The sequence below is a fragment of the Paraburkholderia sp. BGA-UO-ETr-F12 genome, assembly GCF_059567945.1.
This window is the reverse complement of record NZ_JCAQOZ010000056.1, coordinates 157,905-173,323: the sequence shown is the minus strand read 5'-3', so window position 1 is coordinate 173,323 and position 15,419 is coordinate 157,905. Positions and strand designations below refer to the sequence as shown.

The 15,419-nt window shown below is 60.9% G+C and carries 13 protein-coding genes; 7 read left to right on the top strand and 6 right to left on the bottom strand.

Features of this window, described 5'->3' with window-relative positions; all coding sequences use genetic code 11:
• Positions 1-20 precede the first annotated feature (20 nt).
• Positions 21-2,207, bottom strand: coding sequence for a TonB-dependent receptor (locus AC57B6_RS24730; protein ID WP_052719752.1), 2,187 nt, complete (start codon positions 2,205-2,207; stop codon positions 21-23).
• Positions 2,208-2,712: 505 nt separating this feature from the next.
• Here AC57B6_RS24730 and AC57B6_RS24725 point away from each other — a divergent pair.
• From AC57B6_RS24725 to AC57B6_RS24715, 3 genes are all read left to right on the top strand, one after another.
• Positions 2,713-3,258: an acid phosphatase gene (locus AC57B6_RS24725; protein WP_496422280.1), complete on the top strand. Its 546-nt coding sequence runs from the start codon at positions 2,713-2,715 to the stop codon at positions 3,256-3,258.
• Between the two features lie 168 nt (positions 3,259-3,426).
• Positions 3,427-4,149, top strand: a complete 723-nt coding sequence (locus AC57B6_RS24720) for a response regulator transcription factor (protein ID WP_046571859.1) — start codon at positions 3,427-3,429, stop codon at positions 4,147-4,149.
• Positions 4,150-4,162: 13 nt separating this feature from the next.
• Positions 4,163-5,509, top strand: a complete 1,347-nt coding sequence (locus AC57B6_RS24715; protein WP_474631359.1) for a sensor histidine kinase — start codon at positions 4,163-4,165, stop codon at positions 5,507-5,509.
• Positions 5,510-5,628: 119 nt separating this feature from the next.
• Here AC57B6_RS24715 and AC57B6_RS24710 read toward each other — a convergent pair whose 3' ends face one another.
• From AC57B6_RS24710 to AC57B6_RS24700, 3 genes are all read right to left on the bottom strand, one after another.
• A complete protein-coding gene (locus AC57B6_RS24710) occupies positions 5,629-6,003 on the bottom strand; it encodes a response regulator transcription factor (protein ID WP_028194213.1) in 375 nt (124 codons plus the stop codon).
• Positions 6,004-6,079: 76 nt separating this feature from the next.
• Complete coding sequence (locus AC57B6_RS24705; protein ID WP_028194214.1) at positions 6,080-6,706, bottom strand: response regulator transcription factor; 627 nt, start codon at positions 6,704-6,706, stop codon at positions 6,080-6,082.
• 93 nt (positions 6,707-6,799) lie between these two features.
• Positions 6,800-8,299, bottom strand: coding sequence for an ATP-binding protein (locus tag AC57B6_RS24700; protein WP_496422279.1), 1,500 nt, complete (start codon positions 8,297-8,299; stop codon positions 6,800-6,802).
• 481 nt (positions 8,300-8,780) lie between these two features.
• Between AC57B6_RS24700 and AC57B6_RS24695 the strand changes: the two genes are divergently transcribed.
• Positions 8,781-9,173 (top strand): hypothetical protein, encoded by a 393-nt coding sequence (locus tag AC57B6_RS24695; RefSeq protein ID WP_496422278.1) that lies wholly within the window; start codon positions 8,781-8,783, stop codon positions 9,171-9,173.
• Positions 9,174-9,198: 25 nt separating this feature from the next.
• On the opposite strand, the gene AC57B6_RS24690 is transcribed toward AC57B6_RS24695, so the two are convergent.
• A complete protein-coding gene (locus AC57B6_RS24690) occupies positions 9,199-9,843 on the bottom strand; it encodes a hypothetical protein (RefSeq protein ID WP_496422277.1) in 645 nt (214 codons plus the stop codon).
• 156 nt (positions 9,844-9,999) lie between these two features.
• Between AC57B6_RS24690 and AC57B6_RS24685 the strand changes: the two genes are divergently transcribed.
• The 3 genes from AC57B6_RS24685 to AC57B6_RS24675 are packed head-to-tail and all read left to right on the top strand — an operon-like array spanning position 10,000 to position 14,753.
• Positions 10,000-12,351 (top strand): FdhF/YdeP family oxidoreductase, encoded by a 2,352-nt coding sequence (locus AC57B6_RS24685; protein WP_496422276.1) that lies wholly within the window; start codon positions 10,000-10,002, stop codon positions 12,349-12,351.
• Complete coding sequence (locus tag AC57B6_RS24680) at positions 12,338-13,735, top strand: cytochrome ubiquinol oxidase subunit I (RefSeq protein ID WP_030099349.1); 1,398 nt, start codon at positions 12,338-12,340, stop codon at positions 13,733-13,735. Before AC57B6_RS24685 ends, AC57B6_RS24680 begins: the two co-directional genes overlap by 14 nt.
• A gap of 25 nt (positions 13,736-13,760) precedes the next feature.
• Positions 13,761-14,753: a cytochrome d ubiquinol oxidase subunit II gene (locus tag AC57B6_RS24675; protein WP_496422275.1), complete on the top strand. Its 993-nt coding sequence runs from the start codon at positions 13,761-13,763 to the stop codon at positions 14,751-14,753.
• 244 nt (positions 14,754-14,997) lie between these two features.
• Here AC57B6_RS24675 and AC57B6_RS24670 read toward each other — a convergent pair whose 3' ends face one another.
• A complete protein-coding gene (locus AC57B6_RS24670) occupies positions 14,998-15,417 on the bottom strand; it encodes a DUF3331 domain-containing protein (protein ID WP_030099206.1) in 420 nt (139 codons plus the stop codon).
• Between the last annotated feature and the right edge of the window lie 2 nt (positions 15,418-15,419).

The following is a 15,419-nucleotide window of genomic DNA, read 5'->3' as shown; positions in this document are numbered from 1 at the left end:
TAGAAGTTTCCTGGTGAAGATCAGAAGTCCATCTGCATCGTTCCGATGAACGCGCGGCCCGGGACCGTGTAGTAGAGCGGCGTACCGTCAGCAACAGTCTGGCCGGCGAGCCAGTCGATGCTGGTCCGGTTGAAGAGGTTGTCGATCTGGAAACCGAGGCGTACGTCGCGGAACCACGGCGAGGGGCTCTTGAACGTGTAACCGGTGGCGAGGTTCGTCACGGCATAACCGCCAATCGGGATCTGATTGCCCGTGAGGCCGTACTGCCGGCCGATGAACTTTGTGATTAGCGAGCCGGTCAACGGACCGTGTTCATAGATCACGCCGAACGCGGCCGTCTCGCGCGGCGAGTTGGGCATCCAGTCGTTAGTGCCCTTCTGCTTCGCCGAGTTGACCGTGAAGTTGCCGTACAGGCTGAAGCCGAGCCCCGCGTAGTACGTTCCTTCCGTTTCGACGCCCTTGTAGATCGCCCCACCGGCGTTCTGGAAGAATGTGACGCCGCCGATCGTCTGGTTCGTGACCGCATTCTTGAAGTTCACGTAGTACAGGTCGACGGAGGCCGTGACGCGATCGGTCTTATAGGTGGTGCCGATCTGATAGTTGTCGGTCTGCTCCGGCGAGGGTTGGCCGGAGATAGCCGGATTGTTGACGTAAAGCGCGTTCAGATTGGGTGCGAGAAAGCCCTGCGCATACTGAGCGTAGGCACTCCAGACCGGATTGATCTGCTCGTGGATCTGCAGCGACGGCAGCACCTTGGTCCAGGTATGGCTGAAGTCCACCGGCGTGCCCGAGCCCTGGTTCATGTCCGAGTACAGATGACGCGTGAACGACGCGTATTTCACACCGGGCGTGATCGTGAGGCCGTACGGCAACTTCAGCGCGTATTGGATATACGGCTGCCACGTGAGGAAGTTGTCGTTCATGGCGAAGTTCGGCGACGTGAACGCGAAGTTGAGGCTGTCGTCGACGTTGAAGTTGTTGCGGAAATTCGTCTGGTACGCGAGCCAGGTTCCGAGTTCCAGCGTGCCCGGACCGAGATCTCTTTGGGCGCGCAGCACATCGCCCCACGCGCGGTAGTTGTTGTTCATCTCCTGGCCTGGTACGTTGTTCGCGCCGTAGATGGTGCCGTTCGGCGTTTCGCCGTTCGGATCCATGCCGTTGAAGCCGTTGTGGTAGTACCCGTACGTGTAGAGCTTGTTGTCGATCGCCCACTGCGCGACTTTAGACTGGATGCCGATGTACTCGAAGTCCGTATTGATCAGGTCGAAGTTGTAACCCGAGAACGCCTGGCTCGTCGGATCGCTGGACAGTCCGTAGTTGGGGCCGAACTGCGCGATCTGGGCCGCGGTCGTGCCGTACGAGACGTCCTGATGGATCTTGCTGTAGGTGGCAAACAGCGTGAGCAGCGTATCGTCGCCAAGCGGCTTCTCAAGCTTGAAGTAGACATTCTGCCGACGCTGGGCCGCACCGGTCAGATAACCGTCGCTGCTGCTTTGCGTGTAGCCGAACATTGCGCGTGCGTCACCCAGCTGCTGTACGTCGCCCGTGTTGAACTCGGCGCCGGCGAGCCAGGTGTTATAGCTGCCATACGAGCCGATCAGCGAGGCCGACGGGGTCATCGTTGGGTCCTTCGACTGCATGCCGAGCAGGCCGCCGAACGTGGCGAAGCCGATTTGCGACGCGTCGCCGGGCCCGCGATCGACGGTGATGCCGTTGAGGAATTGCGATGTGAAGAACGATGTCGAGTGATGAGTGAAGTCGTTCGTGTCGCCGAACGGAATGCCGTCGAATGTCACGTTGTACTGACCGTCCTGAAAGCCACGGATGGTGACACCCGCCGACTCCATCAGGCCGGGGCCGTTCGGATTGACGCTCTGAACACTCGGCGCGATATTGGCGATGTCGCTGTAGGTTGCAGTCGGCGCGGTGCTGTTTTCAATGTAGCGGCGGCTGATCGTCGACTGCGGTTCGGTTGCCGTAAGTGAGCCTTGCGAAGGAGCTTGAGCCGGTGCGGATTCGACTTTCCTGCTTGCAGCCGCGCTGTTACCCGACGACGAAACAGCCGTGCTTTGCACGGAGCCCAGGTCGCCCGAGGTCTGTGCGCCGGCGGCCTGAGCGTAAGAGACCTGCGTTCCGGCGGCGCAGAGTGTGGCGATAACGAACTGCGTCAGCGGCGTCTTACACAGCGTTGAACGTACCCGTTGCATGGTGCATGGATCCTTGTTTTTGAATGTGGCCGTGGGGCGTTGAATCAAACAAGCCGCGATGTTAAGGGCGGTCCATTAATGCCCAGTGATGGTTAACTTACGAAATTAAAGTTCTCGTTACGGATCGACAACGAGCTGCGTGAATCGCAAGGACGGCCCCGCGCGCGCTTAGATTTGTAAGTTTTCGGACACCGCTCATTCATCTGCTCACACTAGGATCAGCCCTCAGCCACGCTCGACGTGTGGTTGAAATCAGTTAGCCTGGCGCACGTTGCGTGCGCTACGTCTAGGCTTCGCTGCAAGCCATCTTCTCTTCACGGGCACCATGAAACGTCTTCATTCTTTGCCGCTGGTTATCTGTCTAATGATTGCAGCGGGCACAACAGGTGCGCTAAGCCAGCCTGTGCTCGCGCAAACCGCCACGTATCTCGACGCACACCAGGTTGACCTAAGCAAGCTTCTCGCGCCGCCTCCCGCGGCTGACTCCGCCCGTGGACAGGCGGATATGGCAACTGTTCTGGAGGTGCAGCGCACCCGCACGCCTGAACAGGTGGAGCGCGCGAGGGCCGACGTCAAAAAGACGGTATTCCGGTTTGCAGATGTGCTCGGCCCGGAGTTCAACGAAGTCAATCTTCCCAAGACCGCGGCGCTCTTCGATGCTGCGAACCATGACGCGTCGACGATCGCGAAAACCGGCAAGGACTTTTTCTCGCGAGCACGCCCTTATATTGCGAACCCGGGCGTGCATCCGTCGGTTCCGCTCAATCCTAAGGATGGCTACGATTCTTATCCCAGCGGTCACTCCACCTTTGGCTATATGACCGCGATCCTGCTCGCGCAGATGGTCCCCGAAAAGCGCGATGCGCTTTTTGCACGCGGCCGCGAATACGGCGAAAACCGCGTGGTGGATGGCGTTCACTATCCGAGCGATGTGGAAGCCGGCCGGATTGACGGCACGCTCGTCGCCGAGGCGCTAATGGCGAACCCGGCGTTTCAGAAGGCGTTTTCTGAAGCGCGAGCCGAAGTACGCGCAGCCTTGAAGCTCAATTGATTCGACGTTGGCGAGTGGCTGCCCGCATGTCACGAGACGGAAATATTTTCATGTCACGCTGTGCGGCCGCGCGTGTTAAGTCCGAGCGGCCGGCTCATCCTGTCGCCAATCGGCTGAAGGATCCCTGCTGGCCCCTGTGACGTATGAATCAAATGGGAAAACGTTCGTTTGGAAAGTGAATCGCTGCCCGCCTGGCCGAAGGCGCGCAAACCGCGCGTGCTGGTTGTTGAAGACGACGATCCCGTGCGTCTTGAAGTCGTCGCTGCGCTCGAAGACTACGGGTTCGCGGTGGATGGTGTCGCAAGCGGACACCTTGGCCTGCTGCGCATGCTGGAAGGCGATTTCGATGCGGTCGTCATGGATCGCATGTTGCCCGATGTCGATGGCCTGTCGATTTTGTCCACCTTGCGCAATGTCGGCAAGCAAACGCCGGTATTGATCCTGAGCGCGTTGTCCGCGGTCGACGAGCGCGTGCGAGGTCTGCGCGCGGGCGGTGACGATTATCTGACCAAGCCGTTCGACAGTCTCGAGCTGACCGCCCGTCTGAGTGCGTTGCTGCGGCGCCGTTCGTCGCTGACGGAGCCGTCGGCGATGAGCGTCGGCGATCTCGTCCTCGATATGAGCACGCATGTTGTGGCGCGCGCCGGAGACGTAATCGATCTGAAACCACGCGAGTATCAGTTGCTCGAATATATGATGCGTCACGCGGGACAACCGGTCACGCGCGCAATGCTCTTCGAGTCCGTGTGGAATTACCGTTTCAACGCTCAAACCAACGTAATCGATATGCACATAGGCCAGCTACGCCGCAAGATCAGCCTGGATGGCCGCCTCTCAGCGATGATCCACACGGTGCGCAATGTCGGCTACATCCTCCATGCCGGCGAGTAGACGCCGCCCGCGCATGCACATCAGCAGCATTACGTGGCTGCTGGCAGTGTTCATCAGTTCGGCGATCGCGTTGTTCGGGACGCTGTACTGGGTGACGCACGGTTATTTACTGCACGAGGTCGACGAGCGTTTGCTCGGCGAGGTCGCGGAATTTCGCTCGATTGGACGTGACGAGGCAATCTCGGACGTGGCGGCGTTGAGCCGGCGCGACGTGGCGAGCAGCAGACCCTACGGTGCGTTCGATGCCAATGGCCGATGGCTCGCGGGCAATATCCCCATGCTGCCGGACGCGCGCGAAGGCAAGCCGTTCTATTACGATCAAGCCGTGGCCGACGGCAACCGCGTGAGAGACGCCCACTTTCGCGGCATCATCGTGCCGACGGCTAGCGGCCTGCGCATTGTCGTCGGTCACTCGATCGACGAAATTCGCAACTTCGATCGTATGCTCGTGAATGTGCTCTGCGTGGGCCTGACACTGACTATCATTCTCGCTGTGGGTTGCGGCGCGGCGCTCAACGCGATGTCGAATCGGCGTATCCGAGCGATTAGCCTTACCGCAGGCGAAATCATGGCGGGGCAACTGAGCCGCCGCTTGCCGACGCGCGGCACGCATCACGACCTGGATCGCCTTGCCGGGATCGTCAATTTGATGCTCGACGAAATCGAACGGCTCGTCGCCGAGGTACGCGGAGTATGCGCGGGCATCGCACACGACTTGCGCACGCCGATGACGCACCTGCGCGCGGGCCTCGAACGAGCGCGGCGGCGCGCCGATACCGTGGCCGGCTATGAAAACGCTGTCGATGCCGCCATTCTGCAATCCGACGTCGTGCTGAACCGCTTTACGGCGCTACTTCGAATTGCGGAAATCGAAGCCGACGGCAGGCGTGCGAGCTTTGGCGACGTGTCGCTGGACACGGTGTTGCGTGATGTCGTCGATCTGTACGAGCCGGCAGCGGACCAGCGCGGCTTATCGGTCTCGGTGCAGGCTCCGGAAACGGTGAAAGTGCGTGGCGACGTCGACCTTTTGTTCGGTGCGATAGAAAATCTGCTCGACAACGCGCTCAAATTCACGCCTGGCGGAGGCACGATTACGCTCGGAGCGGGCACGGATGCGGGGAAACCGGTCTTGCACGTTGCAGACTCGGGCCCAGGCATCGAAGTCGGGGAACGCGAAGCCGTACTACGTCCGTTCTACCGTGGCCCAAGTCAGCAAGCGCGTGCAACCACCGGGCATGGCCTTGGTCTCAGTCTCGTCGCGGCGATTGCGCGCGTCCACGACGCAGACCTTGAAATCCACGACAACCAGCCGGGATGCAAAGTGGTGCTGCGTTTCAGAGGATGCTTGCTGGCGCGGTGATATTCGTTCGCGCTTGCCTGGTCCGACCCAGTGCGCCAGTCGCAAGCGGCCTCACAAGAATGAGGCATGAAGCGGTTACGCAATACCAGATCGTTGATTTAACGGATATGCCTTTGTGCTTAGTCCGTCCAGTTCCTACGTCCAGTGGCGAGTTCGAGCGAGTCGAGCAGCACTTCTTCCTCAAACGGTTTGCGCAGGAAACTGACCGCCCCATGTTGCATGGCGCGTTGAACGATGTCGTCGTCGCCATGTGCGGACATGAATACTACCGGAATGCGCCTGTGTTCCGCTTTCAATTGACGCTGCACTTCGAGGCCCTGCATGCCCTGCATTCTGACGTCCAGCAAAACACATAACGCATCGTCAATCAACGGAGAAGCAAGGAATTCCTCTCCCGATGAAAACGTCACAGTCGTATATCCCGCTGACTTAAGCAGGTTTCCGACACCACTTCTTACCGAGGCGTCATCGTCGACGATGCAAACAAAGCTCATAGCTGCCAATACTCCAATTGCGCCGACCTGGTTACAGAGAAAAATATCCGGCGCGATATTTATTGCCTCGTGATGCTCATCGTGCCCGGCGAATCACTTCCCACATTCTGGCCAGCTCGATGAGCGTCTTCGCCTGCATCTTGCTCATTACGCGCCGTTTGTGAACCTTCACCGTTACCTCCTGCGTGCCTAACTCGTGCGCCATCTGCTTGATCATCCTGCCTTCCACTGCAAGTTCGAACACATCCATTTCGCGCGGCGTGAGCAACGCGGCACGTCGCAGTACGTCGGCGTTGAACGCACGCTCGGCGAGGTTCGCCTCGTCCTGAGCGAGCGCTCGCCTGACGGCCTCGAGCAGTTCGTCGTCGTCGACCGGTTTGGTGAGAAACTCATGCGCACCAGCCTTGATTGCTCTCACGGACATCGGGATCGATCCGTAGCCGGTCAGGAAAATCACGGGTACCTGAATACCCTTCTGCGCGAGCTGGTTTTGCACGTCGAAGCCATTCGTGGTCTTCAGGTTCATATCCAGCAGGATGCACATCGGCACGGCCGGTATTTCTTGTGAAAGCACTTCCGTGGCCGACGCGAAACCCTGCGCTTTGAAACCCGCCGAACGCAATAAGCGCGCCAGCGCTTCCCGCACCATTTCTTCGTCGTCAATCACATACACCATCGGTTCGAGTTCCGAAGGAACGGGCATTCCAGATTCCAGAAAAATGGGGATTTGAGTGCCGTCATGGTACATGAGACTCAGCATCTAACGCTCCTTTCCAGACCGCGGCTCATACCGCTCTCAACGCGCCGCGACGGCATCCATTGCAGGCGAGCCGCCGAGCGACGCTGCGCTAAAAACCCGCCCATACAGCTGCTCTTCAGCCGACGCCAGACAGGTCGCTTTTCTTGCGAGGATTTCGTCCATCTCGTCCGATTCGTACAGCTTGAGCAGCGCATATTCACGCGTGGTTTCCAGCAGGAAGTATTCCTTGATCTTGCTGTCGAAGGTCGTCATGAGAAAACACTTTGAGGCAAGGCCTACGATTGCTTCCGTCACGTCGTTGCGCGACAGCCGCCCGCACGCCGCCACCGCGCAGGCCGCCTCCAGCGTAAATCGCTCGGAGAAAACGCCTAGCCTCTGCAGCACCACGCGCTCCGTCATGTTGAGAAGCTGGTAGCTCCAGTCGAGCGCAGCCTCCAGCGTCTGTTGCCTCGCCGGTGCAGTCCGGCGGCCGCCTGTCAGCGCCCGGAAGCGGTCGTCCAGCTCGGACACCAGCTTGCGAATGCCGAAGACCGCGGCCCGGGCCGCAGCCAGCTCAAGCGCGAGCGGCACGCCGTCGAGCCGGCGGCAGATCGTCGCGACCATCTCGAGACCGCTCCTGTCGATTTCGACCGGCGAATTGAGCCCGCTCATCTGCGCCAGGAACACACGGACCGAACTACAGGCGAGAATGGCCTGCGAGTTGGCGTCTGCGTCAGGCGTATCGAGCGGCGCAAGCCAATAGAACTTTTCATCCCGGGTCCGTAGCGGCTCGCGGCTCGTCGCCAGAATGCGCAGGTCCGCGCAGGCCTGAACGAGCGGCTCGCAAATAGTTGCCGCGGCCTCGATCACATGCTCGCAGTTGTCCAAAAGGACCAATAGCTTGCGGCCGCGAATCGCGGCGACTATCGATTGCAGCGGGATCTCGCCCTCCGGGCACGCCATGCCCAGTGCTTTGGCCACCGCGCTGGCGACGCCCTCGGCGTTGTCCACCGAGGCCAGCGTGATAAAGCAGACTTCCATGTCCGACACGGCCGCAATTGCCCTCGCGACCGCAATGCCGAGCTGCGTCTTGCCGATGCCGCCCGGGCCGAGCAAGGTGACGATCGGCGTTCCCTTCAGCGCGCGGGTGATTTCAGCGATCGCCTCATCGCGTCCGATCAACGGCGTATGGCAAACCGGCAAGCGCGCGAGGCGCGGCGTGCCGGTTTGCATGGCAGCAGCGCTAGTGAGCGCGCTGACCGGATCAGGCGTCTCGGTTGGCATGGTCAGCCGGTAGCCGCGACCGGAGATCGTTCGAATCACCTGACTGTCGCCCCCGAAAATCTTCCTGAGCGCCGACAGCTGGACGTGAATATTGTTTTCCTCTACGACCGAGTTCGGCCACACATGCCGAAAAATCTCGTCTTTTGTGACCGTTTTCCCCTCTGCACGGATCAGCAGTTCGAGGATATCGAATGCACGCGAGCCGAGTTGGAGCACACGGTCCTCCAGGTACACTTCGCGCGTTTCCAGCGACACTGTCAGTCGACCGATCATTATCATGCTGCTCTCACGCCTGGTTGATTAGCGGGACGGGCACGTTTGAATACTTCACCCATTGCACCAACGCGGCCGGTGCGCAGACTTGCGTCGTTAGACCCATACTAGTCGGGAATATCATCCGAGCCTATTATCCATAGGGATACGGTGGGTGCCCCTGCGGTTGCCTTGTCCCACCTGCTTCCGCGCGACCGGCAAACGCCGGCGCCAGCCTCCGGCAGGGTCATCCTGCAGGCCACATGCCGGGCGCCATACTTTGGTATGACTCCGGCATACGTCCGGCTGGATGCCGCTCAGGGGGGCACACCCGCGGCCACCGCCCTTGCGCGGCGACGCCACCACTTGAGTGCGAATCGACAAGTCACCGTGCTGAGGCGAAAGATCGAGCCGGGTCGGCCCGGGATACTGGTTCTCGACAACCCAGCCTTCATCGATTCAGCGACGCAGCCCTTCGCCGTCGGCGCCCGGAGAACCCATCATGCAAGCTCAAAAAGCAGTCTGGTATCGACCCGCTTACGGCTATGCGGCCGCCGTCGTCTGTGTGGCGCTCGCCGTCTGCGGCGCGTCGAGCCCGCCTCGGGCGGTTAGCTTCAGGCAGGCGGTCGACCAGGCGGGGTGGGATGCGCAACTGCCGCTCGAACGGCTTGCGGTCGAAGCACGCAATCCGGCCGCCGTGCCGTCGCAATCGCAGTCACCGCTGCAACCGGCAGCGCAGTCGTCACGGCGCCAGCCGGAGCAATGCGTGCATGCCACGGAGTGCAACGGGCCGAAACAGCCTCATATCGGCATGGCAAAGCTACCCACGCTACGTTCGGAACCTCGCGTGCACGGCCATTACACGAAAATCAAAGACTGGAAGAACTGGACGTGACGCGGCCTCGGCGGCACCTGACGGATCACGCTTCGTCGGGATAGATGCCGGCGGAAACGAGGCAAACAAAGGCCGTCGCCTTCAAGACACACTCCACCGAAGACAGCACGAACCCCACCGGGAACATCCGATATTCGGCAGGCAACCCGAACGCCACCGCCATCAGACCGATCGTGCAAAGAACCGCGAAGGCGATGCGCGCCACCCGGTTGCCGGCCAGAACGAAGGCCACCAGCGCGACCCACAGCAGCTTTGCCGTGACGCAGGCCAGTGCGTTGCGGGCGGAGGTGCTGACCCAGATTTCAAACGGCAACTCGATGACCGACCAGACGGCGGTCGCAATGACCACCCAGCGCGTCCATCGTCCAAGGACGGCGGGTTCGGCGGGCGCCAGAGCGGTCGCGCGCCAGTCCGGCAGGTCGAGCCCGTCGGCGTCCCGCTGAAGTCTTGCATTGCTGCCGCTGATGTCATGGGTCGAATTGTCCAGATATCGCATAGTGGTTGCTCCGGTGAACTCAGGCATCGGCGCGGAACAGACCGCGAGGAACGCGGCGCCCCTCCCCCGCGTCGACTTCTCGCGGCCCCGCCGGTTGAACCCATTGTGTGTCGAGGCGATCGGCCAATCTTTCCAGATCGACTGCGAGCTTTCGAAAATGCACGGCGCGTCCATGGCGCCATCGGACGCACGGCGCATCCGGCGTGCGTTCGACGGCGTGCGTCGACGGCGTGCGAATCCGAAACGGACGGGCATTTCAACAAGAGGCGGCGTCGACGGCAGCCCATGCTTTCACCCTAAGTTCCTCAACGAAACATTAGGGAAACGCCCATGGCCAACAAAAAAACCGTCCGCATTTACAGCGAACCCGCCGGAGGCTGGGGTGCGCTGAAGGCAACCGGCGAGGCGCTCGCGCTGCAAGGCGTGGCCGTCTCCGGCGCCAAGACGCTTCTGCGGATGAACCAGCCGGAAGGCTTCGACTGTCCGGGCTGCGCGTGGCCTGACGCGAAGCACACGTCGTCGTTCGAGTTCTGTGAGAACGGCGCCAAGGCGGTAGCGTGGGAAGCCACGGCCTATCGCTGTACGCCCGACTTCTTTGCCGCGCACAGCGTCTCCGAACTGACTGCCTGGGACGACTACGACCTGGAAATGGCCGGCCGTCTGACTCACCCGATGGCTTACGACGCCACCTCCGACCGTTATCTGCCGATCGAATGGGACGATGCCTTCGCGTTGATCGCGAAACATCTGAACGGTCTCGACAGCCCCGATCAGGCGGATTTCTATACCTCGGGACGCGCGTCCAACGAAGCCGCATTTCTCTACCAGATCTTCGTGCGCGAGTTCGGCACCAACAACTTTCCCGACTGCTCGAACATGTGCCACGAGGCAACCAGCGTCGGCCTGCCGGAATCGATCGGCGTCGGCAAAGGCACGGTGCTGCTGGACGATTTCGAGGAAGCCGACGCGATTTTCATCTTCGGCCAGAATCCCGGCACCAACAGCCCGCGCATGATGAGCGATCTGCATAGCGCCTCGCGGCGCGGCGCGAAGATCGTGTCGTTCAATCCGTTTCGTGAACGGGCGCTGGAACGCTTCGCGTCGCCGCAAAATCCGGTGGAAATGGCTACCCTCGGCTTTACGCAGATCAGTTCGTTTCTCTACCAGGTCCGCGTCGGCGGCGACGTCGCGGTGCTCAAAGGCATGATGAAAGCGATCGTCGAAGCCGACGACGCCGCGCTCGCCGCCGACGCCCCCCGTGTGCTCGATGTCGCATTCATCGAAGGGCATACGCACGGCATAGGCGAACTGCTCGCCGATCTGCGCGCCACCAGTTGGGACGCAATCGTTCGCCAAAGCGGCCTGTCGCGCGGCGACATTCAAAATGCCGCCGATATCTACATGCAAGCGAAGAACGTGATTCTGGTCTACGGCATGGGGCTGACGCAGCATCATCGCGGTACGGAAAACGTCCAGCAGGTTGCCAATCTGGCGCTGCTGCGCGGCAATATCGGCCGGCCCGGCGCGGGCGTGTGCCCGGTACGCGGGCATTCGAACGTGCAGGGCAACCGGACCGTCGGCATCACGGAGAAGCCTTCGCCGGCACTGATTGACGGCGTTGAACGGGCCTTCGGCTTCCGGCCGCCGGCAACGCACGGCCACGACGTGATCGCCACGATCGACTCGATGATGCGTGGCGACGCCAAGGTATTCATGGCGCTCGGCGGCAATTTCGCGGCGGCCGTGCCGGACTGGATTCGCGTGCAGGCGGCGATTCGCAAGCTCGACCTGACGGTTCATATCGCGACCAAACTCAATCGCAGCCACCTGGTGCATGGCAAGGATGCGTTGATTCTGCCCTGTCTCGGGCGCACCGAGATCGATGTGCAGGCCGACGGTCCGCAATCGATCACCGTCGAAGATTCAATGTCGATGGTGCACGCCTCCGGCGGCCGCAACGAACCCGCCTCGCCCCATCTGAAGAGCGAACCGGCGATCGTCGCGGGCATTGCCCGCGCCACGCTGGGCCCCGACTCCCACGTCGAATGGGAACATCTCGTCGCAAGTTACGACCGTATCCGCGACAAGATCGAAATCGTCTATCCGATATTCCAGGCGTACAACGAACGGATTCGCGTGCCGGGCGGCTTCCATCTCGCCTCGAGCGCACGCGAACGCGTGTGGACCACGCCGACCGGCCGCGCGAATTTTCTCGTCTTCAAAGGACTCGACGAAGACCCCGCGCATAACGACCCGGAAGCATTGTGGCTCACCACCATGCGCAGCCACGACCAGTACAACACCACGCTCTACTCGCATTCGGACCGTTACCGCGGCGTTTTCGGCCAGCGTGACGTCATCTTCATGAACTCTCGTGAACTCGAGAAGCGTGCCCTGCATCCGGGCGAACGCGTCGATGTGTACGCGCTCTCGGCCGATGGCATCGAGCGTGTAATCCGCAGCTTCAAGGTGATCGAATATTCGCTGCCGGACGGATGCTGCGGCGCTTACTACCCGGAGGCGAATCCGCTCGTGCCGCTCTATGCATTCGATCCGAAAAGTCGCACCCCCTCATACAAATCCGTACCGGTGAAGATCGCGCGCGCGGCGGCGGTCGGTCCCGACTCTACTTATCAGGCGGCCCTCGTCGGCAGCGCGGGAGCTCATCATGCATCTGAGTAACGTACTCGATCTATCACGCGCCCAGTTCGCGATGACGGCCATTTTCCACATCATGTGGCCGATTCTGACGATCAGCCTGTCCGCGTTCCTGGTACTCGTCGAAGTACTGTGGCTGCGTACCGGCAAGGTCGGTTACTACCGGCACGCGCGCTTCTGGAGCAAGCTGCTGGTACTGAATTTCGCGGTCGGAGTAGTCAGTGGCATTCCGATGGAGTTTCAGTTCGGCACCAACTGGGCCGGCTTTTCACGCTACAGCGGCCAGTTCTTTGGCAATATTCTCGGCTTCGAAGGCGCGATGGCCTTCATGCTCGAAGCGGGCTTTATCGGCGTGATGCTGCTGGGCTGGGGACGGGTGCCGCGCGCCGTGCATCTGTTCGCCACCTCCATGGTCGCGCTGGGGTCCAGCATCTCCGCATTCTGGATCATGGTCGCCAATTCGTGGATGCAAACGCCGGCCGGCGTGACGGTCGAGAACGGCAAGATTATCGTGACCGACTATGCTGCCGCGATCTTCAATCCGGATATGGTGTGGGGCGTCACGCACATGTGGGTTGCGGCGATCGAAACCGGCATGTTCGTGATCGCCGGCATTTCCGCGTGGAATCTGTTCAAGCGGCGCAATCCGGAATTCTTCGCGCGCTCGTTCAAGATCGCTTTACTGGTGCTCGTGTTCGTCGCGCCGCTCCAGATCTGGCTGGGCGATTCGAGCGGAGGCAGCGTGTTCGCGTCGCAACCGGCCAAAGGCGCCGCGATCGAAGGACACTGGATCACGAACAAGCCCGGCACCGCCGCGTCATGGTCGCTGCTTGCATGGCCGGACAAGCAGGCGCAGCGTAACGACTGGTCGATCGAAGTGCCCGGCATGTTGAGCGTGCTCGCCACCCATACGCTGGACGGCACGGTCAAGGGTCTCACCGACTTCCCCCCCGCCGACCAGCCGCCCATGCTGCCCTTGCTCTATTACGCATTCCGCGTAATGGCCGGCATCGGCTTCGCTTTCATGGTGCTCGCGTTCTGGACCGCTTACGTCCTGCGCAAGACACGCGGCAATCTCGAACAATTACTCGCGCAACGCAAACTTCTGCTCGCATGGGTGCTGTGCATTCCGCTGCCCTATGTGGCTGTCGAAGCCGGCTGGATTGTGCGCGAGGTGGGACGTCAGCCGTGGGTTGTCTACGGGTTGCTGCGTACGAAAGACGCTGTGTCGACGGTGGCCGCGTCGTCGGTGACGCTGAGCATGGCGATGTTCTTTGCTTTCTACGTGGTGCTGCTCGGCACATTCTTCGTGCTCGCGCGCAACTGGCTGCGCGCCGGCCCCGACCTCACATTGAATCCGCCCGCGCCGCTCGAAGCTGAGCGCGCGGCCGCTGTCTCCGAGTACTGAATCATTCCCATTGCGAGGAAGTCCCATGGATAACACAACTCACACGATGCTCGCCATCACCTGGTTCGGCCTGATCGGCCTTATGCTGGTGTTTTATGTCGTCACCGACGGCTTCGATCTCGGCATCGGCATACTCAGCCTGCTGCGCAAACGTCGTGAGGATCACGACGTCATGGTGCAGACGATCGGCCACGTCTGGGACGCTAACGAAACATGGCTCGTCGTGCTTGGCGGCGCCTTGTTCGGCGCCTTTCCCGATGCGTATGCGTTACTCTTGCAGGATCTGTACCTGCCGGTGATGCTTCTGATTGCGGGGTTGATCATGCGAGGCGCCGCCATCGAGTTTCGTCATAGCGTGTCGCATGGCGTGCTCTGGGACAAGGTGTTTGGAATAGGCAGCCTCGTCGCGGCGATCGCCCAAGGCGTGATACTCGGCAAGGTGCTTACGGGCCTGGCTCCCGGCGAGTTGAGCGGCGTGTTCGTCGCTGTCTCGGCGGTCGGCGTGGTGGCGGGTTATTCGTTGCTCGGCTCGACTTATCTGGTCAAGAGGACCGTCGGTACGCTCGAACAATGGTCGCGGCGTCTCGCTTTGCTGAGCGCGTTTGTCACCGTAGCCGCGGCGGTGGTGCTGACCGCCGCCACGTGGTTTATTAGCGCCGTGGGGCACGAGCGCTGGACTCAACCCGGGGTGTTTCATTTGCTTATTGCTTTAGGTGTGGCGGCTGGGTTGGCTTTTGCTTACATCATGGGGGCGTTGTATCTCGGGAGTTCCAGCGGACCATTTCGGGCGTCTGTTGCCCTGTTTTTTCTGTCGTTTGCCGGGCTTGCAGTTAGCCTCTTTCCGGATTTTGTGCCGGGGAAACTCGGTATCGTGGAGTCGGCGTCGGATACGCCGACGCTGGCGTTCATGTTGATCGGGATTGGGGTTATCTTTCCTGTGATGATCGGGTACAACTTGTATCAGTATTATATTTTTCGGGGGAAGGTGATGGGGAGTGGGGTCCGGGCTGGAGAGTGAAGTTTTGTGCCCCTGCCTCCGCGGGCCTTGTTTTGCGGTTATTTTTTTGTCGGTGTGCTTACATTTGTTGGCGGTGTATTGCAGACCAAGGCCAGGTTGTGTCAGCACGAACCCCTTCAAAGCGTACACCGCTTCTCGAGTTCTTCGCTAGACGCGCACCTTCGACTGTTGTGATGGAAGCGGGTGGCAGCGCACACGACTGGGCGAGACGGCTGCACTGCCGAGAGCAAAAAAACCCCGAACCTCACTCCTCGACCGCCGCATGCACCACACCCCGAAGAATCATAGCCCCGGCATTAAGCGGCGCCGGCCTGCAAGGCCTGGGCTTATAAATAGCATCACCCGGCCGAATAGCGCGCCCGCTCATCGCGCAAACACCGGCCGTTCTAGCGCGACTAGCGTGCCAAACCTGATCTCCATAAGAACAGCGCATCGAATCACGCCATACAATCGTCGCGGTCGACTGGGTAGGCCGATCAATCACATAAACCCGCACATCAAACCGCTCCCCCATCACCGGCAAGCGGCACCCCTTCCGCGCTGCGGGCGCCAACATCTTCGCGGCAGCCGCTTCGCCAGCACCACCGCCAATATCCCCTGAAAGAGCGGACAACAACCCAAGGGTCTGCAGCCACGGGTCAGTAAAATCAGCTTTCGCCAGCATGA

What these genes read in the sequence shown, in the direction of transcription:
- AC57B6_RS24710 (WP_028194213.1), bottom strand. Translation starts at nt 6,003, where the DNA reads ATGAGCTTTGTTTGCATCGTCGACGATGACGCCTCGGTAAGAAGTGGT.
- AC57B6_RS24680 (WP_030099349.1), top strand. Translation starts at nt 12,338, where the DNA reads ATGCATCTGAGTAACGTACTCGATCTATCACGCGCCCAGTTCGCGATG.
- AC57B6_RS24695 (WP_496422278.1), top strand. Translation starts at nt 8,781, where the DNA reads ATGCAAGCTCAAAAAGCAGTCTGGTATCGACCCGCTTACGGCTATGCG.
- AC57B6_RS24700 (WP_496422279.1), bottom strand. Translation starts at nt 8,299, where the DNA reads ATGATCGGTCGACTGACAGTGTCGCTGGAAACGCGCGAAGTGTACCTG.
- AC57B6_RS24715 (WP_474631359.1), top strand. Translation starts at nt 4,163, where the DNA reads ATGCACATCAGCAGCATTACGTGGCTGCTGGCAGTGTTCATCAGTTCG.
- AC57B6_RS24685 (WP_496422276.1), top strand. Translation starts at nt 10,000, where the DNA reads ATGGCCAACAAAAAAACCGTCCGCATTTACAGCGAACCCGCCGGAGGC.
- AC57B6_RS24730 (WP_052719752.1), bottom strand. Translation starts at nt 2,207, where the DNA reads ATGCAACGGGTACGTTCAACGCTGTGTAAGACGCCGCTGACGCAGTTC.
- AC57B6_RS24670 (WP_030099206.1), bottom strand. Translation starts at nt 15,417, where the DNA reads ATGCTGGCGAAAGCTGATTTTACTGACCCGTGGCTGCAGACCCTTGGG.
- AC57B6_RS24725 (WP_496422280.1), top strand. Translation starts at nt 2,713, where the DNA reads ATGGCAACTGTTCTGGAGGTGCAGCGCACCCGCACGCCTGAACAGGTG.
- AC57B6_RS24690 (WP_496422277.1), bottom strand. Translation starts at nt 9,843, where the DNA reads ATGGACGCGCCGTGCATTTTCGAAAGCTCGCAGTCGATCTGGAAAGAT.
- AC57B6_RS24705 (WP_028194214.1), bottom strand. Translation starts at nt 6,706, where the DNA reads ATGCCCGTTCCTTCGGAACTCGAACCGATGGTGTATGTGATTGACGAC.
- AC57B6_RS24675 (WP_496422275.1), top strand. Translation starts at nt 13,761, where the DNA reads ATGGATAACACAACTCACACGATGCTCGCCATCACCTGGTTCGGCCTG.